Annotated in this window: 28 protein-coding genes; 16 read left to right on the top strand and 12 right to left on the bottom strand. The window is 37.8% G+C overall.

The annotated features are described in order from the left end of the window. The first annotated feature begins 16 nt into the window (after window positions 1-16). The 5 genes from sufC to sufB are packed head-to-tail and all read left to right on the top strand — an operon-like array spanning window position 17 to window position 5,197. Complete coding sequence (sufC, locus tag AC0IXC_RS17430) at window positions 17-802, top strand: Fe-S cluster assembly ATPase SufC (RefSeq protein ID WP_002034576.1); 786 nt, start codon at window positions 17-19, stop codon at window positions 800-802. Window positions 803-817: 15 nt separating this feature from the next. Next, a complete protein-coding gene (gene sufD, locus AC0IXC_RS17425; RefSeq protein ID WP_016102222.1) occupies window positions 818-2,110 on the top strand; it encodes a Fe-S cluster assembly protein SufD in 1,293 nt (430 codons plus the stop codon). Beyond that, window positions 2,110-3,330, top strand: coding sequence for a cysteine desulfurase SufS (gene sufS / locus AC0IXC_RS17420; RefSeq protein ID WP_002015930.1), 1,221 nt, complete (start codon window positions 2,110-2,112; stop codon window positions 3,328-3,330). The genes sufD and sufS overlap by 1 nt, the downstream gene beginning before the upstream one ends. After that, window positions 3,320-3,751, top strand: coding sequence for a Fe-S cluster assembly sulfur transfer protein SufU (gene sufU, locus AC0IXC_RS17415; RefSeq protein ID WP_002089369.1), 432 nt, complete (start codon window positions 3,320-3,322; stop codon window positions 3,749-3,751). Before sufS ends, sufU begins: the two co-directional genes overlap by 11 nt. A gap of 48 nt (window positions 3,752-3,799) precedes the next feature. Continuing rightward, entirely contained in the window at window positions 3,800-5,197 is a 1,398-nt protein-coding gene (gene sufB / locus AC0IXC_RS17410; protein ID WP_002015928.1) for a Fe-S cluster assembly protein SufB, read from the top strand. 321 nt (window positions 5,198-5,518) lie between these two features. Here the strand turns inward: sufB and AC0IXC_RS17405 are convergent, their stop codons facing one another. Further along, window positions 5,519-6,247: a VanZ family protein gene (locus AC0IXC_RS17405; protein ID WP_078177963.1), complete on the bottom strand. Its 729-nt coding sequence runs from the start codon at window positions 6,245-6,247 to the stop codon at window positions 5,519-5,521. Further along, window positions 6,247-6,576, bottom strand: a complete 330-nt coding sequence (locus AC0IXC_RS17400; RefSeq protein ID WP_078177962.1) for a PadR family transcriptional regulator — start codon at window positions 6,574-6,576, stop codon at window positions 6,247-6,249. The genes AC0IXC_RS17405 and AC0IXC_RS17400 overlap by 1 nt, the downstream gene beginning before the upstream one ends. 347 nt (window positions 6,577-6,923) lie before the next feature. Between AC0IXC_RS17400 and AC0IXC_RS17395 the strand changes: the two genes are divergently transcribed. From AC0IXC_RS17395 to yunB, 3 genes are all read left to right on the top strand, one after another. Beyond that, entirely contained in the window at window positions 6,924-8,339 is a 1,416-nt protein-coding gene (locus AC0IXC_RS17395; RefSeq protein ID WP_305881565.1) for a bifunctional metallophosphatase/5'-nucleotidase, read from the top strand. Window positions 8,340-8,404: 65 nt separating this feature from the next. Then, window positions 8,405-8,707 carry a YunC family protein gene (locus AC0IXC_RS17390; RefSeq protein WP_002015926.1) on the top strand — a complete coding sequence of 101 codons (303 nt, stop codon included), beginning with the start codon at window positions 8,405-8,407 and terminating at the stop codon, window positions 8,705-8,707. 55 nt (window positions 8,708-8,762) lie between these two features. After that, on the top strand, window positions 8,763-9,494 hold the full coding sequence (yunB, locus tag AC0IXC_RS17385) for a sporulation protein YunB (RefSeq protein WP_088040371.1): 732 nt from the start codon (window positions 8,763-8,765) through the stop codon (window positions 9,492-9,494). Window positions 9,495-9,551: 57 nt separating this feature from the next. On the opposite strand, the gene AC0IXC_RS17380 is transcribed toward yunB, so the two are convergent. Then, window positions 9,552-10,535, bottom strand: coding sequence for a M23 family metallopeptidase (locus AC0IXC_RS17380; RefSeq protein WP_002034579.1), 984 nt, complete (start codon window positions 10,533-10,535; stop codon window positions 9,552-9,554). Window positions 10,536-10,724: 189 nt separating this feature from the next. On the opposite strand from AC0IXC_RS17380, the gene lipA reads away from it, so the two are divergent. After that, the gene (gene lipA, locus AC0IXC_RS17375) at window positions 10,725-11,621 is read left to right on the top strand and encodes a lipoyl synthase (protein WP_002034580.1); all 897 of its coding nucleotides are present in this window, start codon (window positions 10,725-10,727) and stop codon (window positions 11,619-11,621) included. Between the two features lie 20 nt (window positions 11,622-11,641). Here lipA and AC0IXC_RS17370 read toward each other — a convergent pair whose 3' ends face one another. Continuing rightward, on the bottom strand, window positions 11,642-12,121 hold the full coding sequence (locus AC0IXC_RS17370; protein WP_002034581.1) for a YbaK/EbsC family protein: 480 nt from the start codon (window positions 12,119-12,121) through the stop codon (window positions 11,642-11,644). Window positions 12,122-12,203: 82 nt separating this feature from the next. After that, complete coding sequence (locus AC0IXC_RS17365; protein ID WP_002034582.1) at window positions 12,204-12,758, bottom strand: histidine phosphatase family protein; 555 nt, start codon at window positions 12,756-12,758, stop codon at window positions 12,204-12,206. A 133-nt stretch (window positions 12,759-12,891) separates the two neighbouring features. Here AC0IXC_RS17365 and AC0IXC_RS17360 point away from each other — a divergent pair, with 133 nt between their 5' ends. Continuing rightward, entirely contained in the window at window positions 12,892-13,335 is a 444-nt protein-coding gene (locus tag AC0IXC_RS17360; RefSeq protein ID WP_471653081.1) for a hypothetical protein, read from the top strand. 23 nt (window positions 13,336-13,358) lie between these two features. Here AC0IXC_RS17360 and AC0IXC_RS17355 read toward each other — a convergent pair whose 3' ends face one another. Beyond that, the gene (locus tag AC0IXC_RS17355; RefSeq protein WP_471653080.1) at window positions 13,359-14,174 is read right to left on the bottom strand and encodes a YhfC family intramembrane metalloprotease; all 816 of its coding nucleotides are present in this window, start codon (window positions 14,172-14,174) and stop codon (window positions 13,359-13,361) included. A 99-nt stretch (window positions 14,175-14,273) separates the two neighbouring features. Here AC0IXC_RS17355 and AC0IXC_RS17350 point away from each other — a divergent pair, with 99 nt between their 5' ends. Then, window positions 14,274-15,005 (top strand): MerR family transcriptional regulator, encoded by a 732-nt coding sequence (locus AC0IXC_RS17350; RefSeq protein WP_002143625.1) that lies wholly within the window; start codon window positions 14,274-14,276, stop codon window positions 15,003-15,005. Window positions 15,006-15,033: 28 nt separating this feature from the next. On the opposite strand, the gene AC0IXC_RS17345 is transcribed toward AC0IXC_RS17350, so the two are convergent. Further along, window positions 15,034-15,612 carry a YhcN/YlaJ family sporulation lipoprotein gene (locus AC0IXC_RS17345; protein WP_002015915.1) on the bottom strand — a complete coding sequence of 193 codons (579 nt, stop codon included), beginning with the start codon at window positions 15,610-15,612 and terminating at the stop codon, window positions 15,034-15,036. A gap of 118 nt (window positions 15,613-15,730) precedes the next feature. Between AC0IXC_RS17345 and AC0IXC_RS17340 the strand changes: the two genes are divergently transcribed. Beyond that, on the top strand, window positions 15,731-16,033 hold the full coding sequence (locus AC0IXC_RS17340; RefSeq protein WP_002015914.1) for a YutD family protein: 303 nt from the start codon (window positions 15,731-15,733) through the stop codon (window positions 16,031-16,033). A gap of 10 nt (window positions 16,034-16,043) precedes the next feature. Here the strand turns inward: AC0IXC_RS17340 and AC0IXC_RS17335 are convergent, their stop codons facing one another. The 4 genes from AC0IXC_RS17335 to glpX form a co-directional block, all read right to left on the bottom strand. Further along, window positions 16,044-16,565, bottom strand: coding sequence for a GNAT family N-acetyltransferase (locus AC0IXC_RS17335; protein ID WP_431183224.1), 522 nt, complete (start codon window positions 16,563-16,565; stop codon window positions 16,044-16,046). Window positions 16,566-16,576: 11 nt separating this feature from the next. Then, the gene (locus AC0IXC_RS17330) at window positions 16,577-17,074 is read right to left on the bottom strand and encodes a cytoplasmic protein (protein ID WP_471653079.1); all 498 of its coding nucleotides are present in this window, start codon (window positions 17,072-17,074) and stop codon (window positions 16,577-16,579) included. 373 nt (window positions 17,075-17,447) lie between these two features. Beyond that, window positions 17,448-17,714, bottom strand: a complete 267-nt coding sequence (locus AC0IXC_RS17325; RefSeq protein ID WP_002015912.1) for a DUF3055 domain-containing protein — start codon at window positions 17,712-17,714, stop codon at window positions 17,448-17,450. Between the two features lie 16 nt (window positions 17,715-17,730). Further along, entirely contained in the window at window positions 17,731-18,702 is a 972-nt protein-coding gene (glpX, locus tag AC0IXC_RS17320; RefSeq protein WP_002015911.1) for a class II fructose-bisphosphatase, read from the bottom strand. 147 nt (window positions 18,703-18,849) lie between these two features. Here glpX and AC0IXC_RS17315 point away from each other — a divergent pair, with 147 nt between their 5' ends. The 4 genes from AC0IXC_RS17315 (at window position 18,850) to AC0IXC_RS17300 (ending at window position 21,520) form a co-directional block, all read left to right on the top strand. Then, window positions 18,850-19,290, top strand: coding sequence for a DUF86 domain-containing protein (locus AC0IXC_RS17315; protein WP_002015910.1), 441 nt, complete (start codon window positions 18,850-18,852; stop codon window positions 19,288-19,290). 78 nt (window positions 19,291-19,368) lie between these two features. Continuing rightward, entirely contained in the window at window positions 19,369-20,001 is a 633-nt protein-coding gene (locus AC0IXC_RS17310; RefSeq protein WP_215590335.1) for a helix-turn-helix transcriptional regulator, read from the top strand. Between the two features lie 107 nt (window positions 20,002-20,108). Then, a complete protein-coding gene (locus AC0IXC_RS17305; protein WP_002129729.1) occupies window positions 20,109-20,873 on the top strand; it encodes a TIGR01457 family HAD-type hydrolase in 765 nt (254 codons plus the stop codon). Between the two features lie 116 nt (window positions 20,874-20,989). Then, window positions 20,990-21,520, top strand: coding sequence for an iron ABC transporter substrate-binding protein (locus tag AC0IXC_RS17300; protein ID WP_215590333.1), 531 nt, complete (start codon window positions 20,990-20,992; stop codon window positions 21,518-21,520). Window positions 21,521-21,552: 32 nt separating this feature from the next. Here AC0IXC_RS17300 and AC0IXC_RS17295 read toward each other — a convergent pair whose 3' ends face one another. Then, complete coding sequence (locus AC0IXC_RS17295) at window positions 21,553-22,134, bottom strand: NAD(P)H-dependent oxidoreductase (RefSeq protein WP_215590331.1); 582 nt, start codon at window positions 22,132-22,134, stop codon at window positions 21,553-21,555. Window positions 22,135-22,185: the final 51 nt, after the last annotated feature.

The raw sequence follows: 22,185 nt of genomic DNA, 5'->3' as shown, positions 1-22,185 counted from the left end.
TAATGGAGGTATTGAGATGGCTGGTTCTACATTAACGGTTAAAGACTTACACGTATCAATCGATGGCAAAGAAATTTTAAAAGGTGTAAACCTTGAAGTAAAAGGTGGAGAAATCCACGCAATTATGGGACCTAACGGAACAGGTAAATCAACTTTATCTTCTGCGATTATGGGTCACCCAAAGTATGAAGTAACAGAAGGTAGCATAATCATCGACGGTGAAGATGTATTAGAAATGGAAGTAGATGAGCGTGCGCTAGCAGGTCTATTCTTAGCAATGCAATATCCAAGTGAAATTAGCGGAGTAACAAACGCGGACTTCTTACGTTCTGCAATTAATGCACGTCGTGAAGAAGGCGATGAAATTTCTCTTATGAAATTTATCCGTACTTTAGATAAAAACATGGAATTCCTAGAAATGGATCCAGAAATGGCACAACGTTACTTAAACGAAGGTTTCTCTGGTGGAGAGAAAAAACGTAACGAAATTCTTCAATTAATGATGATTGAGCCAAAAATCGCAATCTTAGATGAAATCGACTCAGGTCTTGATATCGATGCATTAAAAGTTGTATCTAAAGGTATTAACCAAATGCGCGGCGAAGAGTTCGGTTGCCTAATGATTACGCATTACCAACGTTTATTAAACTACATCACTCCAGACTTCGTTCACGTTATGATGAACGGTCGTATCGTTAAATCTGGTGGCCCTGAGCTTGCACAACGTCTAGAAGCTGAAGGTTACGACTGGATTAAAAAAGAATTAGGTATTGAAGACGAAACAGCAGAGCAAGAAGCGTAAGAGAGGAGCATAAACATGACAATCGGTACATTACCTTTCGATCAAGAAACAATCCGTCAGCGCGCAAGCGAAGTAAACGAAGCTGCTTGGTTGACTGAGTTCCGCTTACAAGCTCTTGCACAAGCAACTGAACTTCCAATGCCAACGCCTGATAAAACGAAAATTGAAAAATGGGACTTTATCGGAAAAGGCGACGCTGCTAAGCAAGAGCCTGTAAGTTCTTTAACAGAGCTTCCAGAAGCAGTGAAAAACTTAATCGATGAAAATAACAGCGTATTAGTACAACGTACTGGTACAACTGCTTTCGTTTCTTTAGCAGACGAAGCAAAAGAAAAAGGTGTTATTTTTACAGACATCGTAACAGCTGCAACAGAGCATGCTGAATTAGTACAAAAGTACTTAATGAAAGACGGCGTGAAAGTAGACGAGCATCGTCTAACTGCACTTCATGCTGCATTAATCAACGGCGGTGCATTCGTATATGTTCCGAAAAACGTTGTTCTTGAAACTCCACTTCAAGCTGTATTCTTAGTAGACGGCGAAGAAGCTAACGTATATAACCACGTATTATTCGTAGCTGATGCGAACAGTACTGCAACATATGTAGAAAACTACGTTGCAAATGAAAATGCTAAAGGTATTGCAAATATCGTAGCAGAAGTAATCGTGGAACAAGGCGCACAAGTGAAATTCGGTGCGGTTGATCTATTAGCAAAAAACGTAACAACTTACGTTAACCGCCGCGGAATTGTTGGACGCGACGGCCGCATTGATTGGGCTCTAGGCCTTATGAATGACGGAAATACAATCTCAGAGAACGTTACGAACTTAATGGGCGACGGATCATATGCTGATACAAAAACAGTAACAATTGGTCGTGGTAACCAAACACAAAACTTTACAACTAAAGTTGTTCACTTCGGTAAACACTCTGAAGGTTGGATTTTAAAACACGGTGTACAAAAAGATAGTGCAACATCTATCTTTAACGGAATTGGTAAGATTGAACACGGTGCATCTAAATCAAATGCACAACAATCTTCTCGCGTTCTTATGTTAGATGAGAAAGCTCGCGGTGATGCAAACCCAATTCTTTTAATCGATGAAGATGATGTAATGGCAGGTCACGCAGCTTCAGTAGGTCGCGTAGATCCGTACCAATTATACTACTTGATGAGCCGTGGGATTCCAAAACGCGAAGCAGAACGTTTAGTCATCCATGGATTCTTAGCACCTGTAGTAAATGAGCTTCCAATTGAAGGAGTAAAGGCACAGCTTGTTGAGGTAATTGAAAGGAAAGTTCGCTAATGAATATTCATGAAATACGCAAACAGTTTCCAATTCTTGATCAAAAAGTGAACGGCAAACAACTTGTATATTTCGATAGTGCAGCAACTTCTCAAAAACCAATTCAAGTCATTGAAACGTTAGAACGTTACTATAAAGAATATAATTCTAACGTGCATCGCGGTGTTCATACGCTCGGTACGAAAGCTACCGACGCGTATGAAGGTGCACGTGAGAAAGTTCGCAAGTTTATTAATGCGAAATCAATGGAAGAGATTATTTTCACGCGCGGAACGACAACTGCATTAAATACAGTAGCAGCTAGTTATGGTCTTGATAATGTAAAAGAAGGCGATGAAATCGTCATCTCTTACATGGAGCACCATAGTAACATCATTCCGTGGCAACAAGTTGCGAAGAAAACTGGTGCAACTTTAAAATACCTTCCGCTTCAACTAGACGGTACAATTTCTTTAGAAGATGTTCGTCAAACAGTTACACCGAATACAAAAATCGTTTCTATCATGCACGTTTCTAACGTACTTGGAACGATTAACCCTGTAAAAGAAATCGGAGCAATCGCACATGAAAACGGTGCAATCATGATCGTTGATGGAGCACAAAGTGCACCTCATATGAAAGTGGATGTACAAGATTTAAACTGTGATTTCTACGCATTATCTGCTCATAAGATGTGCGGACCAACAGGTGTCGGCGTATTATATGGTAAGAAAGAATTGCTAAACAATATGGAACCAATTGAATTTGGTGGTGAAATGATTGATTTCGTAGACTTACAAGAGTCTACTTGGAAAGAGCTTCCGTGGAAGTTCGAAGCAGGTACACCGATTATCGGTAATGCAATCGGACTTGGTGCGGCAATTGATTTCCTAGAAGAAATCGGTCTTCATAATATTGAAAAGCATGAACATGAATTAGCGCAATACGCTTTAGAGAGACTTTCAGAAGTAGATGGCGTTACAATTTATGGTCCAAAGCATCGCGCTGGTCTAGTTACATTTAATATTGAAGACGTACATCCTCACGATGTAGCAACTGTATTAGATGTAGAAGGCATTGCGGTTCGCGCAGGACATCACTGTGCACAACCGCTTATGAAGTGGCTAAAAGCTTCTTCTACAGCACGTGCGAGCTTCTATTTATATAATACAAAAGAAGAAATTGATACATTTGTTGAATCACTAATCAAGACAAAGGAGTATTTCACAAATGTCATTTAATAATTTAGATACGTTATATCGTCAAGTTATTATGGATCATTATAAAAATCCTCGTAACCATGGCGTGTTAGAAGATAGTGTTACCGTTAACTTGAACAATCCAACTTGCGGCGATCGTATTCAACTTACGATGAAAGTAGAAGAGGGTATTGTACAAGAAGCGAAGTTTGAAGGCGAAGGATGTTCAATTTCAATGTCTTCAGCTTCAATGATGACACAAGCAGTAAAAGGAAAGAAAATTGAAGAGGCTCTTAAGCTTTCTAAAATTTTCTCTGACATGATGCTAGGAAAAGAGTATGATGACAGCATTGATTTAGGAGATATTGAAGCATTACAAGGCGTATGCAAGTTCCCGGCACGTATTAAATGTGCAACATTAGCGTGGAAAGCGTTAGAAAAGGGCTTAAACGAAGATAAGTAATGTTAAAGGTTCCTAAAAACGAGGTTATATAAGGAGGGACACACCAACATGGCGAAGCAACTGCCAGATATCGGCGATTATAAATATGGTTTCAAGGATAAAGACGTTTCGATTTTCCGTGCTGGACGCGGTTTAACAAAAGAGATCGTTGAAGAGATTTCACGTATGAAAGAAGAACCACAGTGGATGTTAGACTTCCGTTTAAAATCACTGGATAAGTTCTATGAAATGCCAATGCCACAATGGGGCGGCGACTTAAACGACTTAGATTTCGATGAAATTACGTACTACGTAAAACCATCTGAGAAATCTGAGAAGTCTTGGGATGAAGTACCTGAGGAAATTAAAGCGACATTTGATAAATTAGGTATTCCTGAAGCTGAGCAAAAATATTTAGCTGGTGTATCTGCACAGTACGAATCTGAAGTTGTATACCACAACATGAAAGAAGACCTAGAAGATCTAGGAGTCGTCTTCAAAGATACAGATAGCGCATTAAAAGAGAACGAAGATATTTTCCGTGAGCATTTCGGAAAAGTAATCCCGCCAACAGACAACAAATTCTCTGCATTAAACTCTGCAGTTTGGTCTGGTGGATCATTCATCTACGTTCCAAAAGGTATTAAAGTTGATACACCACTTCAAGCGTATTTCCGTATTAACTCTGAAAATATGGGACAATTCGAGCGTACGCTTATCATCGTAGACGAAGGCGCACACGTACACTACGTAGAAGGTTGTACAGCACCTGTTTACACGACTAACTCACTTCATAGTGCGGTAGTAGAAATCATCATTAAGAAAGATGCATATTGCCGTTATACAACAATCCAAAACTGGGCGAACAACGTATACAACCTAGTTACAAAACGTGCGGTTTGTGAAGAAAACGCAACGATGGAATGGATTGACGGTAACATCGGATCTAAATTAACGATGAAATACCCAGCAGTTATCTTAAAAGGCGAAGGCGCTCGTGGTTTAACATTATCTATCGCGATTGCTGGTAAAGGCCAACACCAAGATGCTGGTGCGAAAATGATTCACTTAGCACCAAACACGTCTTCAACAATCGTTTCTAAATCGATTGCGAAGCATGGTGGTAAAGTAACTTACCGTGGTATCGTACAATTCGGACCAAAAGCGAAAAACTCTCGCTCTAACATCGAGTGTGACACGTTAATCATGGATAACCAATCTACATCTGATACAATTCCTTACAACGAAATCAAAAACGATTACGTTTCACTTGAGCACGAAGCGAAAGTATCTAAAGTATCAGAAGAACAATTATTCTACCTAATGAGCCGTGGTATTTCTGAGCAAGAAGCTACAGAAATGATCGTAATGGGCTTCATCGAGCCATTCACTCGCGAACTTCCAATGGAATACGCAGTTGAAATGAACCGTCTAATCAAGTTTGAGATGGAAGGTTCTATCGGTTAAATAGAAATGCGGAGCCGACTGTTCAGACCCGTTGGCTAAGGTTCTTTCGCACAGAAGATGCTTTTTATCTTCTGGTGCGGAAGGTTCTTAGACATGAGGGTCTAGGAGACGAAGCTGGACATATTTAAAGTGGAAGCGGCTCGTTCAGAATGTGAGGGGATGGAGCTTCTGACGTAGAGGCGCTTTTTGCCTCATAGGAAGAAGTGAAGCCACCGAACATTCTAGCCGCTGGAACTGGATAATATATGTATGAAGAAAGCGCCCTGCTGTGCAGGGCGCTTTTTTATGTTTTATAAGCTGAGATGGGTATATACCCCGAACCTAAATCGTATCCACCTTATCCACAGATTTAATACGCTCCCAAATATGTTTCATCCCAATGAAAGAACCATATCCAATTAAAGCACCTAGCATATTCAATATGATGTCATCAATATCAAAAACACCAGTAAAAGTAAGGAGTTGTAACGATTCAATTAATAAAATAAACTTAATGAAAATTTTTGATGCCATTTTTACATTGTTTATTTGTTTAAATAATAAAGGTAGAAGGAATCCGAATGGGATAAATATGATGATGTTTCCTAATGTATTCATAAGTACGATGTCTAGATTATAAGAATCAAATTCAGTTAAATAGCGGATTGTACTTCTGAAAGGAACTAAGTTTATTAACCCACCGTGTATAGAATGCCAGTCACCTGTTTCAAAGAAGTACTTCAGATTACCAAAGTAAAAAGCTGGCCTCCCGAGCAACAGTTTAAATAATAAAACAAATGAATACGGTAAAAATAATCCCCAACCAATCCACTGTACATATTTTTGCGTAGAAGATTGCATCGCTTTTTCAATTTCAGTTCCTAAAGTAGAGGCTTCTCCGAAGTTTTGAATGGCTAATGTAGTAGCTTCTTCTTCAGATTTTCCTTGATCGAGAAATTCTTGTTTTAAACTTGTAAGATGATCGTAAATTTCGAAGTAAAGTTCGTCTCTATCAGGTTGCGATAGGTTTGTTTTTTGAACGATACTCTTTATGTATTCTTCAATCGTCATTAATTTAAAGCTCCTTTCTGACAAGTTTTAATAAGAGTTGTAACTGAATCCCATGCTGTTAGTTTTTCTTCTAAAATTTTCTTCCCGCTCGTAGTAATGCGATAAAATTTTCGTTTCATACCAGTTTCAGATTCACCCCAGTATGAATTGATGAAATCCTTTTGTTCCAAGCGTTTGAGTGCTGGGTAGAGTGTACCTTGGCTCATCGTGTATAAATCATTGCTGTTTTCTTTTAGCTTTTGAATAATTTCATATCCGTACGTATCGTGCTGTTTAATGATGGAGAGAAGTAAAATATCAATACTTCCTTTTAATATCTCTTTATCCATTTTATGGTTCACCACCTTATGATGAGATTGTAACACGACATATGTCGTATTACAAGGTATATGTGTAGGGTAATACTCCATCTAGTAGGCAGCAAAAAGCTCTTCGCCAATCCGTCCAACAAACTTCCTGACAAATAGGTCCCCAACACCGACTACAAAAAGAATCCTCCTCCAAATAATCCACAGATTAGAAAAAATAAAGTTTTCCATATTAAAAGGGCAATCTTTGGCTTTTTCTTATAATGCGAGTACAATGTAGAATAGCAAGAAAAGACGAAAAGTATTTACAGGATTATTGCGTACGTATAGCGTAAATGGCAGTAAGGAACTGAGAGGAGGTTTTTTCTCTGAATATAAATAAAGAAACAATCATCCACCTTTATCATACAAACGATATACATAGTCATTTTGAAAATTGGCCGCAAATTTCTCGGTTTGTACAAGGGGAGAAAAGGCGAAGACAGGAAGCGGGAGAGACTGTTTTAACTGTGGATATTGGCGATCATGTGGATCGTTTTCATAGTATTTCGGAAGCGACAAATGGACTTGGGAATACAAAATTATTAAATGAGGCGTTATATGATTATGTAACGATCGGAAATAATGAAGGAATTACATTGGCGAAAGAGCATTTGAATCGTCTATATGATGATGCTGGGTTTGAGGTGCTCGTAGCGAATTTATTTGAAAAAGAAGGTGTACGTCCAGCGTGGGCGCAGCCTTATAAATTACATACAACGACAGATGGGATTACGATTGCCTTTATTGGATTAACGGTAGCTTATCCAGAGTTTTATCATATGTTAGACTGGCATATTGAAGATCCAATCATCCATTTAGAGTCGATTTTAGAAGAAGTTAAGGATACAGCTCATATTACTGTTGTGCTTTCTCATCTTGGAAAAAGTATGGATGAGTATATGGCGGAGCATTATGATATAGATGTTATTTTAGGGGCACATACGCATCATTTATTTGAGCGTGGCGTTCTTGTGGATAATACTTTGCTTTGCTGTTGTGAAAAGTGGGGACATTACGTTGGTCACGTTCAGCTTACTGTGGATAAAGAGACGAAGAGACTGTTGAAAAAAGACGGTAGAGCGATTAAGACAGAACGGTTAGGTGCTTATAGCGAGCCGTTATCCACAATTGAAATGCTAAAGGAAGAAAGTAAACAGATAATGGCTGAGCCTGTCGTTCATTTAAAAGAATCATTGCCGGTTGATTGGTTTAAGGAGACGACGTTTTCTCATATGTTGGCAAGTGCACTTAAAGAGTGGTGTAATGCGGATGTTGGGATGGTGAATGCTGGTGTACTTCTTGAGGGATTAAATGAAGGTGTTGTGACGCGCGGAGATATTCATCGGATTTGTCCACATCCAATTAATCCATGTATGTTAAAAGTACCAGGGAAAACGTTAAGAGAAGTTATTTTGAAAGCGCGCCGCCCGAATATGGAGAATCTTGAGGTGAAAGGATTCGGATTTCGTGGAAAAGTAATGGGGAAAATGATTTACGATGGTTTGGAAGTGATTCCAGATACGATTCCAGGGAATAAAATTTTACTAGAAGATGTATTGATTAACGGCGAATCGCTGGAATTAGACCGGATATATACGGTAGGAACGATTGATATGTTTACATTCGGATACTTATACCCAGAGCTATCCACACTTTCTGACAAACAATATTATATGCCGGAATTGCTTAGAGATGTACTAACAGACATGTTGATAACTTATACATCTTCAGTCAAACTATAGGCTAGTTAACTTGTAACACTCATTTTTCTCTTGTCATAAAGATAAGAAAGAGAGGAGTGTGAACTATGGTTAATGTAGAGCCAATTATAATTGATAACTATACGTTCATTGCTGTTAGCGTAAAACTTCCAAAGACAAATTTGCTAGCTGTAATGAGCGATAAAGGATATATTATGTGCGGTGCTTTAGATGTAGGTCTTCTAAATGAGAAGTTAGGTGATCGAGGAATTATTGCTGGCCGTGCGGTTGGTGTAAGAACGATTGAACAACTTCTTGAAGCACCGCTGGAATCAGTAACGACTGGAGCCGAAGCTTTAGGTATTCCGGTAGGCACAATCGGAAAAGATGCACTATTAAAAATGAGATAAGCATATATCGTCCCTCTTTCTTGCATAGAAATAATATAAGAAGGAGGGTTTTCTTATGGGCATATTTCGTTCGAAAAATTCGCGGTTTCGAAGGGGACCGATTTCCTTTCGGTATATACTGCTTATTTCATTTATTCTTTTTATCGTAATGGTAGTTCAAGGTTTATGGATTGTAAATAAAAGTATTCAGCCAACGTTAATTAAATATGGGGAAACAGAGACTCATAAAATGGCAACAGCAGTTATGACGAAAGCGGTAAAAGACCGAATTAATGAAGGGTTTGATGTAGATTCATTAATGAAAGTACAAACGGATAGGAACGGGAAAGTATCTACAATTGATTTAAATACAAAACAAGTAAATGAAATATTAACATCGACTACTGCATACATAGAAAAATATTTACAACAAGTAGAAAAAGGGGATACGAAAGCACTTGGTATTTTTGAAGAGAATGGGGTATCTATGTCAGTTCCTTTTGGGCGTATAACTGATAATGCGCTTCTTGGTAATATAGGACCGGATATTCCGATTAATTTTACGCCAATTGGTCATGTGAATACGGATATTAAACAATTAGTTGAGCCGCAAGGAATTAATAATACAGCGATCAAAATTATTATGGAAGTGGAAGTGACGTTACAAGTTATGATTCCGTTACGCACGAAAGAAATTAAAGTGAAGCAAAACATTCCGATTGCGACGCGCATCGTTCAAGGTGAAGTGCCTACTTATTACGGAAGTGGAGGAGTTGTTGTACCAGATAAAAAGAAAACGGATAATTAGTCAGTAGTGTTTTATTGATTTATATTTATAAAAAATAACCGTAGCAATTTGCTACGGTTATCGTTTTGTATTTGCTCGTTCTTTTCGTTCCCAAAGGCTTAAATGCATGTATGGATCGAAAGCCCATTCTGTATAGCCATTGTCTTTATACATGCCGAAATGTAAGTGGGGCGGGAATTTTCCAGCTGTACCAGGAGGACCGTAGCCGGTACTACCGACAAATCCGATTACTTTTCCTGGTTCGACAATTTGTCCGAGCTGTATTTCTTTAGAGAACCCGCCTAAATGAGCGTAATAGTGGTAATTATTATGAAGGTCACGAATACCAATGCGCCATCCACCAAGACGATTCCATCCTTTTGTTTCAATAACGCCATAGCAGGTTGATCGTACTGGTACGCCATATCCAGCAAAAATATCGGTTCCTTCATGAATCCTCCTGCCGCCAAAGCTTCTACCAGCACCGAAAGTACTACGATAGCTATGGTCACTGCGAATCGGGAGAGGGAAAGCATTACCTTCTAAATTAATGCGTCCATAATGTTTATAAATTCGGGCGTATTCTGTAATTAATTCAACTGTTTTTGCACGTCTATAATATTCCCAAAGCATAATGTTAATACGGTCTTCCGACGTTCCTTGTTTCTTTAAAATGGTTGCTGCTGTATGCAGAAGATCACGGTCGTTATTTGCATTTGCAAATCCATCTTTGTCACCATCTAAACCCATTCCGCCAAATAGAGAAATTGTATGGGGGAGAGTATCATTACTATTAACAGGTCCAGCCCATATTTCAGGTTTGAAATAAAGGGAAATGATGGCATCTGGTTTTTTCGGAATATCTTTTCTTACGCTCCGTATGTTTCTTTCGTATTGATCCATTGCGGCTAAGTAATACCACGGAATACCGGAAGATTGCTCAGTTTCTTTATATAGTGCCATGCGCTTTTCATATATGCTTTGCTGATTATCTTCACCGTAAGCGATGTTTTGGTGGAGAAGAAAGCAAATCGAAAGCAAAAGAGAAATTTTTCGAAGCATGAAATAGACTCCTTTCACAACATCACTCTTTTTAGTGTGGGATATACGGAGTATTTCATTATAGGGAACGATTGGAAAAAATCTTAGAATCTTCATTTGAGCAAATCGCTTTCATACGTTAGAATAGATATGTTACATTGAAAGAAGCGAACACGGTAAACTATTTCATATTGTGCGGAGTTGATAACCATGACAAAACAAACAGAGTATAAGCGCAAGCCCGAATGGTTGAAAATTAAGTTAAACACGAATGAAAACTATACAGGCTTAAAGAAAATGATGCGTTCTAAGAATCTTCATACAGTTTGTGAAGAGGCGAAATGTCCGAATATTCATGAATGCTGGGCTGTAAGGAAAACAGCAACATTTATGATCTTAGGTGCGGTTTGTACACGTGCTTGTCGTTTTTGTGCGGTTAAAACAGGCTTACCAACTGAGCTTGATTTACAAGAGCCAGAACGCGTAGCAGATTCTGTAGTACAAATGGGCTTAAAGCACGTTGTTATAACAGCGGTTGCACGTGATGATTTAAAGGACGGCGGAGCAGCTGTTTTTGCTGAAACAGTACGCGCTGTTCGTCGTGAAAATCCATTCACGTCTATCGAAGTATTACCATCTGATATGGGTGGGGTAGAAGAAAACTTAAAAATGTTAATGGATGCAAAACCAGATATTTTGAACCATAACATTGAAACAGTACGTCGATTATCTAACCGAGTTCGCGCTAGAGCAAAATATGACCGTTCATTAGAGTTTTTACGTCGAGCAAAAGAAATGCAGCCTGATATTCCAACTAAATCGAGCATTATGCTGGGCTTAGGTGAAACGAGAGAAGATTTAATTGAAGCAATGGATGACTTACGTGCAAACAATGTGGATATTTTAACTCTTGGACAATACCTACAACCATCTAAGAAGCATTTACCAGTTATTAAATATTATCCACCAGCAGAATTTGCAGAGCTAAAAGAAATTGCACTTAGCAAAGGATTTAGCCACTGTGAAGCTGGTCCACTTGTACGTTCTTCTTATCATGCGGACGAGCAAGTACGTTCTGCAAAAGAAAAAACAGCAGAAGCGAAATAATGAAAAAAGAGAGCTAATCATTAGCTCTCTTTTTTCTTATACTCTAAAACTTTATTTTGACATGTGGATAAAATCTTTTTTAATTCTTCTGTGGATAATTCAATTGTAAATTCAGGTACACCAGGTGTAATTAAAATTTTATCGTAAGTATAAATTGAACTGTCCACAATAATCGTTACATCTTGTGAATAACCGAAAGGAGCTACACATCCAGGAGTGCAACCAGTCTCTTCTCTTAGCTCATTAGGAGAACAGAGAGATAAGCTCTCTCCTGTTATTTCCTTCATCTCTCCTCGGTTGAGGCGAGTGCCTTCTAACGTAAAGAATACGTAATGCTCCCCGGATTTTGATTTTAAAAATAAGCTTTTACTTGGAGTGCCTTGCAAACCAAGTCTTTCACGAACGATACGATCTGTTTCATAGTCAAGTACTGGTTCGTGTTCAAATTTTTCATAAGAAGCATTTGTTTTATGTAGTAAAGAAAGTACGTCTTCGTACATATTGAATGATACCCCTCTCTATGTTTACTGCAGTTCTACCATATCTCCTCGCGGTGTCAACTGAATGTATTGGAAAGGGATATTACTTGGATGGCGCTTCCCATAATCGTTTTATGATAGATTGTTCATCAAGTGTAATTTCATAAATATCAGGATTCGTTAAAGTTTTCCATGTGTCAAAGCCAATAGTATGATCAAAGTGCTTTAAAATTAATGTGAGTAAGTTGCCGTGTGTAACGAGTAATGTTGTGTCATGCTCTAGTTTTAAAACTTCCTGAATAAGTGAGATGGCGCGATCCATCGCTTGTTTTGTTGACTCTCCGCCCGAAAAGGCAATATCTATATTGGTAAAAGTGTATTCTAGTTTTTGAAGCCAATCATCCATTGAAACAGTGCTTAATATGCGTTCTGCTAACCGTTCATCTTCTTGAATAGATAAATTAGCTTGGAGGGCATATGGCCGAATAGAATCGATAGCTCGGACAAATGGGCTTGAAATAATATGATCTATTTGTAGATGATTTTCCATGAGGAATGTAGCAACGGTGTTTGATTGGTCTCTTCCCATGTTTGTTAATTCGGCATTACGCTCTTGTCCAGTTGCGGAACAATGTCGTATTACAATAATTTTCTTCATAATTCATCCCCATCTTTCAAGTTGACCATATATACTTCGACAAATGTGGGAAAAATTCCTTTTTATTGGAAACGGAATAGTGATCTAAGTATGTGGAAAAGTAATGTGGATAATGAAAATTTGAGGTGCAATTATGAAAAAAATGATATGCATTGTATTCAGTATTTGTTTTCTCGCGCAATTGTCCACAACATATGCACAATCAAATCAAAAATTCGACTATCCAAGCAATCGAAATAAGCCATTTGTGAGTGAGGATGTGTTTTATGAACAGTTAGATAAGAAAATTTATAAAGAATATGAAAATGCAGCGTATAGCGTTCGTAAAAAAGTTTCATTTAAAGAAGTGGCTGATGAAGAATTTATTTTTAGGCAAAAAACAAATGCCGACTGTCACAGTAAAATGACGATGGACGATTCTTTCGTTCACCCTGATCGCCAAGTGTACTTTTTTGCTTCTTTTACTCAAAATGAGGTAGAAGAGTTTCATAAGTACATCGTCATAGATGCGGAAACAAAGAGGGAACTACAAGGGGGAAAAAGCTATCATCATTATGACAATCCATATAAAAAATAACCCACCAATTGGTGGGTTATTTTTTACTCTGGCACACTTACTAATTTCTCTTTCATTTTACGAATAAGAATGAAACCACCGATCGCGAAGAGAAGAGTAATTCCTTCTGCGACAAAGATGTTAATCATTTTTGTTTGGTAAAGTGCTGCGAAAAAGTCTACAAGTGCGTGGAATAGTATAGCGTATGCGAGGAAAATGTATTTCTTTTGTTTTACCGCGTATACGACAAGCATTGTGAAGGCAATTTGCAGTACTAATGCCATAATTCTTTCTAGGCTACCAAGTAAGTATAAATAGGCAGGTTGCTCTATTAACAAGTCCTTGATATGGCTCAACTGTGGGTATTGTTCAACCATTTGAGCGAAGCTACCATTGTTAATAGATGTTGCAAAGGTAAGAGTTTGAAGCCCAGCGAATCCGCCGACTAAAATCGATTCAATACCGCCGTGCCCAATTCCGTACGCAAGACCGTCTTTATAATCTCGATATTTTTTCAGTAAGTAGTAAAAGGCAACGAAACGACCTAGTTCTTCAAAAATACCAGCAGTTAGTCCGCCATAAATTGCAAAGACATACGGATTTTCTAAAAATGGAGTGATTGCTGGATTACCACGCATAAATAGGTGGAACGGTGTTTCGAGAATTTGAGTAAATCCAATAAAGATAAGAACACCAACGCCGACCACTTTCCAATTAATATTATATTTTTTACGGAAATAAACGAGTACAATAATTGGGACCAGAACCGAAACAACGAGTTGAAATATGATGCTGGCAATTACAGTATTTGAAACCATACTTTCACCGCTTTCTAATATATGTACATATCTATTATGCATGAAATATGGGAGAGATGAAACTTTTAGAGATAAATGAATTTACTTATTGACTCTAACGTTGCGTCATACTTTATCGTATGTATTAAGGGGGAGATACGCATGACAATGAGGGTAAAAGAAGTAGCTAATTTAGTTGGGATTAGTGTGCGCACACTGCATCATTACGATGAAATTGGGTTGTTAACCCCAGATGAGACGACAGAGTCTGGATATCGTCTGTATTCCAATGAAAATTTAGAGACACTGCAGCAAATTTTATTTTTTAAAGAGCTAGGCTTCCCTTTGAAGAAGATTAAAGAAATTATCATGAGTCCATCATTTGATCATGAAGAAGCGCTACAGCTTCATAAGAAAATGCTTCTTGAAAAGCGTGCCAGGTTAGATAAGGTGATAGCGACGATTAATAAAACAATTCAGCATACAAAAGGAGAGATTGATATGACGAATAAAGAGAAATTTGAAGGATTTGATTTTAGTCATAATCCGTACGAAGAAGAAGCACGTGAACGATGGGGAGATGAGGCTGTAGATAAAGCGAATAAAACAGCGAAGGGGATGTCTAAAGAGAAACAGGAGGAGTTTAATAATATTTACAGAAATCTAGCAACACTTCGAAATGGAGCACCTGATTCTAAAGAGGCGCAATCCGCAATCGGGGTATGGTACGATTACTTGCAAAACTTCGGTGAATATTCATTAGAGGCCTTTAAGGGACTCGGTCAAATGTATGTTGCTGATGAGCGTTTTACGAAAAATATTGATAAGTTTGGTGAAGGTTTAGCGCAGTTTATGTGTGATGCGATGGAGGTTTATGCGGATCGTAAGAAATAGTAAAAAGGTGGAGGTTTTCTCCACCTTTTTATTTTTTAATCATGTCATTTAAAGTTTGATCCCCCGTATTGTTCAAATGAGGATTATCGCTCATTTCACGTTTTAACATATCAAGACTTTGTTCATATTCTTTATCGTTTAGGCTACCAGATTGAAGACCTTGAATTTGAGAAATCAACTTTTGGTTTGTTGATACATATGCTTTATAATAGCGAGGAACGATGGACAAAGCAGTTTTATATACTTGATCTGTTACGAGTTTCGGATCTGTTGTGTTTGCACGGTATACAACGAACACTTCGTCGTCGGTAACGAGTGTAGCGGCATTGGTGACGTCAGGAAGTTTGACTGTCATGCTTGTAATCATTTCAGCGACTTTCTCACGGTTAATGGCGCCTACTTGTTTGTTAGATACTTCATGTTTTTGTTTAGATGAATAGCCCACCCTTGTGAGCCGTGTATTTGTATTTTCCGTATGATACATGTCGTTTTTGTTGGAAACAAGAACACGACTTCCTTCTTCACGCTCCATTTCGGCTTTATTAGTTGATTGGCAGCCTGCAAATAAGGAAAGAGTGAGAAGAGAGAGTATAATTTGTTTTTTCACGATGTAGCACCTCCTTCTCCATAGCATGCACTAATTTTCAATTTTTTGTATTTGAAATTGTTGGTTGTTATGCTTTGTGATACGATAAAAAGAAGAATGCTTAGAGAGGAAGTTCATAATGGAGCAAAAGCAAGAGATTCATACTACGGTGAGCGTTAATAATGTTCAGTACGAAGTAATTAAAAACTTTCGTGACGGTTTTAGTGAAGAAGCACTTAAAGAGCGCTATGCAGAAATTTTAAATAAATATGATTATATCGTTGGAGACTGGGGTTATGAGCAACTTAGATTGCGCGGATTCTTTGATGATAGTAATCAACGTTCGACATATGATACGAAAATTAGTACTTTATCAGAGTATTTATACGAGTACTGTAACTTCGGTTGTGCACACTTTGTATTACGAAAAGTGAAGAAATGAAAAAATCCTCTTACGATTGTAAGAGGATTTTTTCATAGCAATTATACCAATTATGAGGAGGCTGTTTACTTGCAAAGTAAACAGCACCTCGACAAATATAATTATTTTTTTCATATAAGCTTAATGAAACGGGATTACCTGTAAAGCAATCTAGGCGTATTCCTTTGTAGCCCATCTGTCTTGCTTCGCTTTCCCAAAAGGATAAAAGTACTTTACTATATCCTTTGCCTTGCGCGAGCGGATGGATGACAAAAGAGTGGACGATAAGAAAGCGTCCGTCTATTTCTGACCAGTCAATTAGTTTGTATTCTGGAGACGGTGCTTCGTTTAAGACGACGGCACCGACAAGTACTTGATCTTGGAATAGACAATACAATTCGGCCTGTTCTAGATGATAGGAAATGTGTTCTCGCGTCGGATAAGAATCATCCCATTGGTAAATTTGGTTCTGTAAGAGTAATTCTTTGCATGCTGTATACATTACATCTAAGTCATTCAATAAATCAATCGTACCTTTTTTCACCTTTAACATGCGAGTCCTCCTTACAAACAAATTGAAATGTAATCACCTTCAGAAAGAGTTTTGTTTGGTTTCATTTGTTGTCCGTTCAATTGGATATGCCCATTTTTAATTTTATCCACAATGATAGTGCGGCTCCAATCTGAAATATATGTGGATAACACTTTATCAATCCTGTGGGAACCGAAAACTATGTCTAATACGATCGTTATTTCGGCTATACCACTTTCTTTGTATTGTGTAATGGAAATGGTAGTACTTGTTTCCGTTTGTTCTTGCTGAGTCATCTCGACAGTTTCGACGTGATCAGTAAATGATTTATAAATATGAAGTTTTTGATTCCACGTATGATCTTTCGGACATTTATAAATTGCAAATCGGTATATGTTCTTTCCGTTTGCGTTATGCCTGCGAATGTTCGTGTCGGTAAAAAGGGTATTACGCCTGCAATTTTTACAATACTTTTCGATTGTTGCTAGTTCGTTTTCATATAAACTCCAAGAAAGTTGTACTTTCTGCATTTTCCTTCACCTCTTATATTAGTGGCAAAGGAACGTAATACAGCTATTTGGATGTCTTGTAGTATGAAGACATAAGAAGTAGACAAAAATAAAAAGAGATTCCCCCAAGAGGAACCTCCGTAAACATCATACTACAGATGCGTTACGTTCCTTCGTAATGGGAATGGGCAGACTACTCCCTTGAAAAAGCACGGTGCTTTTTTGAGAGTAATGCTATCCAATTGCTGGTCCATTACAAAGTAAATGTTGGCATACGCAGATAACGTCCTTTCTATCCAAATAGATTTGTTCATAAGTATAACACATAAGATTGAAAATTCAAAATATAAATTGTAAAAAAACACCAGCTAACATAGCTGGTGCACCAGATAAATTATATAAGTTCAAATAAAAATGAGCGTAATTCTTCTGCATTTTCTTCAGACATCGAAAATGCATGCTCTAAGTAGCCTTGTTCGTTTAAATCGTCAGGACCAATGATAGCAAATTTGTTGCTTTGCATATCAAGGACTATCGTTTTACCGTAATGACGATCGGAGTATAAAAGCGCTAAATCATGACGCTCATTTTCCCCCAAAAAGCTAACGAAACGAGTTCTTGTAGCGACTGTATCGTCGTACAGAAAGAAACGTTCTTCCATACACATGGCTCCTTTATTAAATATCTAAGTTTAAGTGTGGTTTATGATCTAAATGGTGATGCGTTTTAATGAAACGTACTGTTCTTGTTTTGTAACGCATTACGATAGAATATGTTTCAGCTAAATCTCCGCCAAGGAATTTCACGCCGTCTAATAATTCACCAGCAGATACACCTGTTGCTGAGAAGATTGCATCATCACCAGATACTAAGTCATCTAACATAAGAAGTTGACGAGGATCTTCTAATCCCATTTCACGACAACGAGCTTCTTCTTCTTCGTTCATTGGAACTAAGCGAGCTTGCATTTCACCTTCAAGGCATTTTAATGCTGCTGCAGAAATAACGCCTTCTGGAGCTCCGCCTACACCTACGAATAAGTCGATACCTGTTCCAGGTAAAGCTGTAGCGATTGATGCACCAACATCTCCATCACCAAATAGTTTTACGCGTGCACCTTTTGCACGAACACGGTCAATAATATCTTGATGACGTTCACGTTCTTGGATGATAACCGTTAGGTCACGAATTTTTTTATTGTTTGCTTCTGCTACAATATCAATTGTTTTTTCAATTGGATCATCTAAGCTAATTTTACCAGCTGCTTTTGGACCAACCGCGATTTTTTCCATGTACATATCCGGAGCATGAAGAAGGTTTCCTTTATCCGCGATTGCAATAACTGCCATTGCATTTGCAAGACCTTTTGCAACGATGTTTGTGCCTTCTAATGGGTCAACGGCGATATCTACTTCTGGACCGTTACCTGTTCCTAGTTCTTCACCAATATATAACATCGGTGCTTCATCAAGTTCTCCTTCACCAATTACAACTGTACCTGCCATGTTTACTGAATCGAACATATCACGCATAGCTGTAGTTGCTGCATCATCTGCTTCGTTTTTCTTTCCGCGGCCCATCCACTGTGCGGATGCTAAGGCTGCTGCTTCTGTTACACGGACAATTTCTAGTGCGAGTTCACGTTCCAAGGTTGCATTCCTCCAATTTCAAAAATCATACAAATATAACTATAACAAATAACGAGGAAAAGGTGAATTCGAAAAATTGTCGATTTTTTCAGAAGAAAGCGTTACAATTAAAATGTAAATGCTTTAATTTCCAGGTAGGTGACATTCATGTACTTCGTAGACAGAAAGAAAATAGAACAAATGCTAGTATGTTTAGAACGAGCAACAAATACATTTCAAGAGAAAAAGACATATGAAACCGAGTTTGAATTTTACGCATTAGAGCGCATGGCGCATCTTATTATCGATTGTATATTAGATGTAGGGAATGCGATGATTGATGGATTTATTATGCGCGATCCAGGAAGTTACGAAGATATTATTGATATTTTAATGGACGAGAGAGTTATAAGTGGAGAAGAGGGAGCGCATATTAAAGAAATTATTCTTCTTCGAAAAATGCTTACGCAAGACTATATTCAAATGAATCATGATGAATTATATAAGACAATTCAAAAACATATCGCCGTGGTAGAGAAATACCCAGCGAATATTCACAGTTATTTAGAAAAGGAATTAGGACCTGTATCTGCATTTGTACCAGAATAATTGTGCTTATAAGATCCCCGGGAATTCCTTTGGGGATCTTATATTGTATAGGAGAAAGAAAAGGGAGAAGGGTGAGCTATGGGGGAAGCACGTACTACGAGAGAAGAGATTGTACAATTACTGAAGATAAAAGGAGAGCATACTGTAGCAGAATTAGCCGAAGCTTTAGAAATTACAGAGATGGCGATTCGTCGACATTTAAGTAAACTAGAAAATGATGAGCTAATTTATTCAAAGATGGTAAGGCAGCATGTTGGACGACCAACATATTTGTATGGATTAAGTCAAAAGGGAGAAGATACATTCCCGAAAGAATATAAGCAGTTTGCTATTGAAATATTAGATGATTTAGCTCGAATGGGCGATGAAAAAATACTTCGTTACGTTTTACAAGCGAGAACGAAACGAATGGAAGAACAGTTAAAAAAGAAGATAAGTAACCAAAGTAATTTAGCGTATAAAGTACAAGAAATAGCTGCTATGCAAGAGAAAAATGGTTATATGGTTCAAATAAAGAGAGATGGGGAACGCTCTTTCATACTTGAAAAGCAAAACTGTCCGTTAAAGGAAATAGCGGAGAAATACCCGCAAGTGTGTGAAGATGAAAAAGATATGTACAAGCGGTTATTTACAGGTGCAAATGTGAAAGCGCTAACGAACATGTGCGTGGGCGATTGTAATTGTTCGTACCAAATAAAAGAGAAAAAATGAACGTTATGGGACGCTTTAGGGTAAAGCGTTTTTTTCTTTTGAAAAAGGGGTTAATATAAGAGTGGTATGATAGGTGAGAACGTTAGCATAGAAGGAGAGACAAACAGATGTATAAAGGCTATTTAATTGACTTAGACGGTACAATGTATCGTGGTGAAGAACAAATTGAAGAAGCAAGCGATTTCGTAAAAGCGTTAGGAGAGCGCGGTATTCCATATTTATTCGTTACAAATAACTCAACTCGTAAACCAGAACAAGTTGCAGAAAAGCTTGTTCGTTTCGATATTCCAGCGAAAGCGGAGCAAGTATTCACAACGAGTATGGCTACAGCGAACTTTATTTATGAGCGTAAACAAGATGCGACTGTATATATGATTGGTGAAGAGGGCTTACACGCTGCTCTTGTGGAAAAGGGATTTGAAATTGTGGATGAAAATCCTGATTTCGTCATTGTTGGTTTAGATCGCGATATCACATATGAAAAATTAGCAAAAGCGTGCCTTGCTGTGCGTAACGGTGCAACGTTTATTTCAACAAATGGGGATATCGCAATTCCGACTGAGCGCGGATTATTACCAGGTAACGGTTCATTAACATCAGTTGTTGCAGTATCAACAGGTGTGGACCCAATCTTTATTGGTAAACCAGAATCAATCATTATGGAACAAGCGTTAAAAGTGCTTGGCATAGGAAAAGAAGAAGCTTTAATGGTTGGGGATAACTACGATACAGACATTTTAGCGGGGATAAATGCTAGTATGCATACCCTTCTTGTCCACACTGGAGTAACAACTGTGGACAAGTTAACAGAATATGAAGTACAACCGACGCAAGTTGTGCACAACTTGACGGAGTGGATTGAGAAGATGTAATGAAATGCAGGTAACCGGAGGAGGTTGCCTGTTTTTTTATGCATAATTGCATATGTACTGTAGTTATACAAAATGTAGAATTTATATGTATTGATATAAAAAGGGAGGGAATAAGAGTGTACTGGATGTCATGCATTATGTTTGTTTTTGCATTATGTGTTTTGTTCTTTGTTCTATGGAAGATATATAAAATAAATGCAATGAAAAAAAGAGCGGGAAAACTTATTGCAACATATCCTCGGGTGAAACGGCGTTGGATTGCATCACTTGGACCGGCGTATTTCATCGGACAATGTATGTATACATATGCTCAGTACGTAAGTGGTGATATTGGTACAATTGAACAGTTTCTCGTTCAGTCAGGTAGTTATGCTGTAGTAAGTTGTTTTATGACTTTAATAGCTATCCATCTGATTAAAAGTGTACAAATATATGAAAAAGGTGTAATAGACGGATTGAACTTTTATTCATACGAAGAATTAAAAGGCTATAAAACATCAACATGGGAAAATCCAAAAGAAAATATATTTTTATATCGCGGGCGAGAAAAAATGAATGATAATGTGAATTTACTTATTAGACAGGAAGATATGAATGAATTAGAAAGCATTCTTCAAAGGTATATTCCGAAATTGATGATGAAATAAAAACTCCGGTTGTTATAACCGGAGTTTTTTTATTAAAACGCACGATTCACTACGTCTTTAACTTCTTCAAGATATTGTTTACGCACACTGTCATCCACAGAAGGAACACTTGTATAGAATGTATGCTCCAGTGTTTCAATGCCTGTAAATTCAAAAATACCAGCATCAGTTGTTTTTTTCATTGCATCAAACATACCGCCTGCTGTGTATACTTCTTTCGAATTTCCCATCGTAGATAATAACAATCCTTTTTTACTGCTTAATAACTTTTCAATACCATTCTCACCGTAAGCATAAGCGAAGCCGTGGCTAAATACACGGTCAACGTATCCTTTTAAAATAGCAGGAAGACCCGCCCACCAAACTGGGTAAATGAATGTAATACTATCAGCCCAAGAGATATGCTTTTGTTCTTCTTTAATATCTTCTGGTGTGTTTCCTTGGGAAAATGAGATGAAATCGGAAGCGCCTAATACTGGATTGAAGTTTAATTCGTATAAATCACGAACGCGTACTTCATGACCTTTTTCTTCTAATTCACTTTTTACAGTTTCTAAAATTGCATGGTTGAAGCTTGCTGTATTCGGGTGTGCATAAACGATTACATGTTTCATTGTTCTTCCTCCTAATTGTGGATATGTGAATAGTTTTTATGTATTCGTGTA

The sequence above is a fragment of the Bacillus sp. AC266 genome, assembly GCF_979253805.1.
This window is presented reverse-complemented; position numbering and strand designations above follow the sequence as displayed.

Bases quoted from the DNA above. Each gene is read 5' to 3' on its own strand.
- sufB (WP_002015928.1), top strand. From the start codon at position 3,800: ATGGCGAAGCAACTGCCAGATATCGGCGATTATAAATATGGTTTCAAG.
- AC0IXC_RS17305 (WP_002129729.1), top strand. From the start codon at position 20,109: ATGTATAAAGGCTATTTAATTGACTTAGACGGTACAATGTATCGTGGT.
- AC0IXC_RS17350 (WP_002143625.1), top strand. From the start codon at position 14,274: ATGACAATGAGGGTAAAAGAAGTAGCTAATTTAGTTGGGATTAGTGTG.
- AC0IXC_RS17380 (WP_002034579.1), bottom strand. From the start codon at position 10,535: ATGCTTCGAAAAATTTCTCTTTTGCTTTCGATTTGCTTTCTTCTCCAC.
- sufU (WP_002089369.1), top strand. From the start codon at position 3,320: ATGTCATTTAATAATTTAGATACGTTATATCGTCAAGTTATTATGGAT.
- AC0IXC_RS17370 (WP_002034581.1), bottom strand. From the start codon at position 12,121: ATGTACGAAGACGTACTTTCTTTACTACATAAAACAAATGCTTCTTAT.
- AC0IXC_RS17315 (WP_002015910.1), top strand. From the start codon at position 18,850: ATGTACTTCGTAGACAGAAAGAAAATAGAACAAATGCTAGTATGTTTA.
- AC0IXC_RS17295 (WP_215590331.1), bottom strand. From the start codon at position 22,134: ATGAAACATGTAATCGTTTATGCACACCCGAATACAGCAAGCTTCAAC.
- sufD (WP_016102222.1), top strand. From the start codon at position 818: ATGACAATCGGTACATTACCTTTCGATCAAGAAACAATCCGTCAGCGC.
- AC0IXC_RS17340 (WP_002015914.1), top strand. From the start codon at position 15,731: ATGGAGCAAAAGCAAGAGATTCATACTACGGTGAGCGTTAATAATGTT.
- AC0IXC_RS17310 (WP_215590335.1), top strand. From the start codon at position 19,369: ATGGGGGAAGCACGTACTACGAGAGAAGAGATTGTACAATTACTGAAG.
- AC0IXC_RS17355 (WP_471653080.1), bottom strand. From the start codon at position 14,174: ATGCATAATAGATATGTACATATATTAGAAAGCGGTGAAAGTATGGTT.
- yunB (WP_088040371.1), top strand. From the start codon at position 8,763: ATGGGCATATTTCGTTCGAAAAATTCGCGGTTTCGAAGGGGACCGATT.
- sufS (WP_002015930.1), top strand. From the start codon at position 2,110: ATGAATATTCATGAAATACGCAAACAGTTTCCAATTCTTGATCAAAAA.
- AC0IXC_RS17390 (WP_002015926.1), top strand. From the start codon at position 8,405: ATGGTTAATGTAGAGCCAATTATAATTGATAACTATACGTTCATTGCT.
- lipA (WP_002034580.1), top strand. From the start codon at position 10,725: ATGACAAAACAAACAGAGTATAAGCGCAAGCCCGAATGGTTGAAAATT.
- AC0IXC_RS17360 (WP_471653081.1), top strand. From the start codon at position 12,892: ATGAAAAAAATGATATGCATTGTATTCAGTATTTGTTTTCTCGCGCAA.
- AC0IXC_RS17330 (WP_471653079.1), bottom strand. From the start codon at position 17,074: ATGCAGAAAGTACAACTTTCTTGGAGTTTATATGAAAACGAACTAGCA.
- AC0IXC_RS17325 (WP_002015912.1), bottom strand. From the start codon at position 17,714: ATGGAAGAACGTTTCTTTCTGTACGACGATACAGTCGCTACAAGAACT.
- AC0IXC_RS17335 (WP_431183224.1), bottom strand. From the start codon at position 16,565: ATGTTAAAGGTGAAAAAAGGTACGATTGATTTATTGAATGACTTAGAT.
- AC0IXC_RS17365 (WP_002034582.1), bottom strand. From the start codon at position 12,758: ATGAAGAAAATTATTGTAATACGACATTGTTCCGCAACTGGACAAGAG.
- AC0IXC_RS17400 (WP_078177962.1), bottom strand. From the start codon at position 6,576: ATGGATAAAGAGATATTAAAAGGAAGTATTGATATTTTACTTCTCTCC.
- sufC (WP_002034576.1), top strand. From the start codon at position 17: ATGGCTGGTTCTACATTAACGGTTAAAGACTTACACGTATCAATCGAT.
- AC0IXC_RS17405 (WP_078177963.1), bottom strand. From the start codon at position 6,247: ATGACGATTGAAGAATACATAAAGAGTATCGTTCAAAAAACAAACCTA.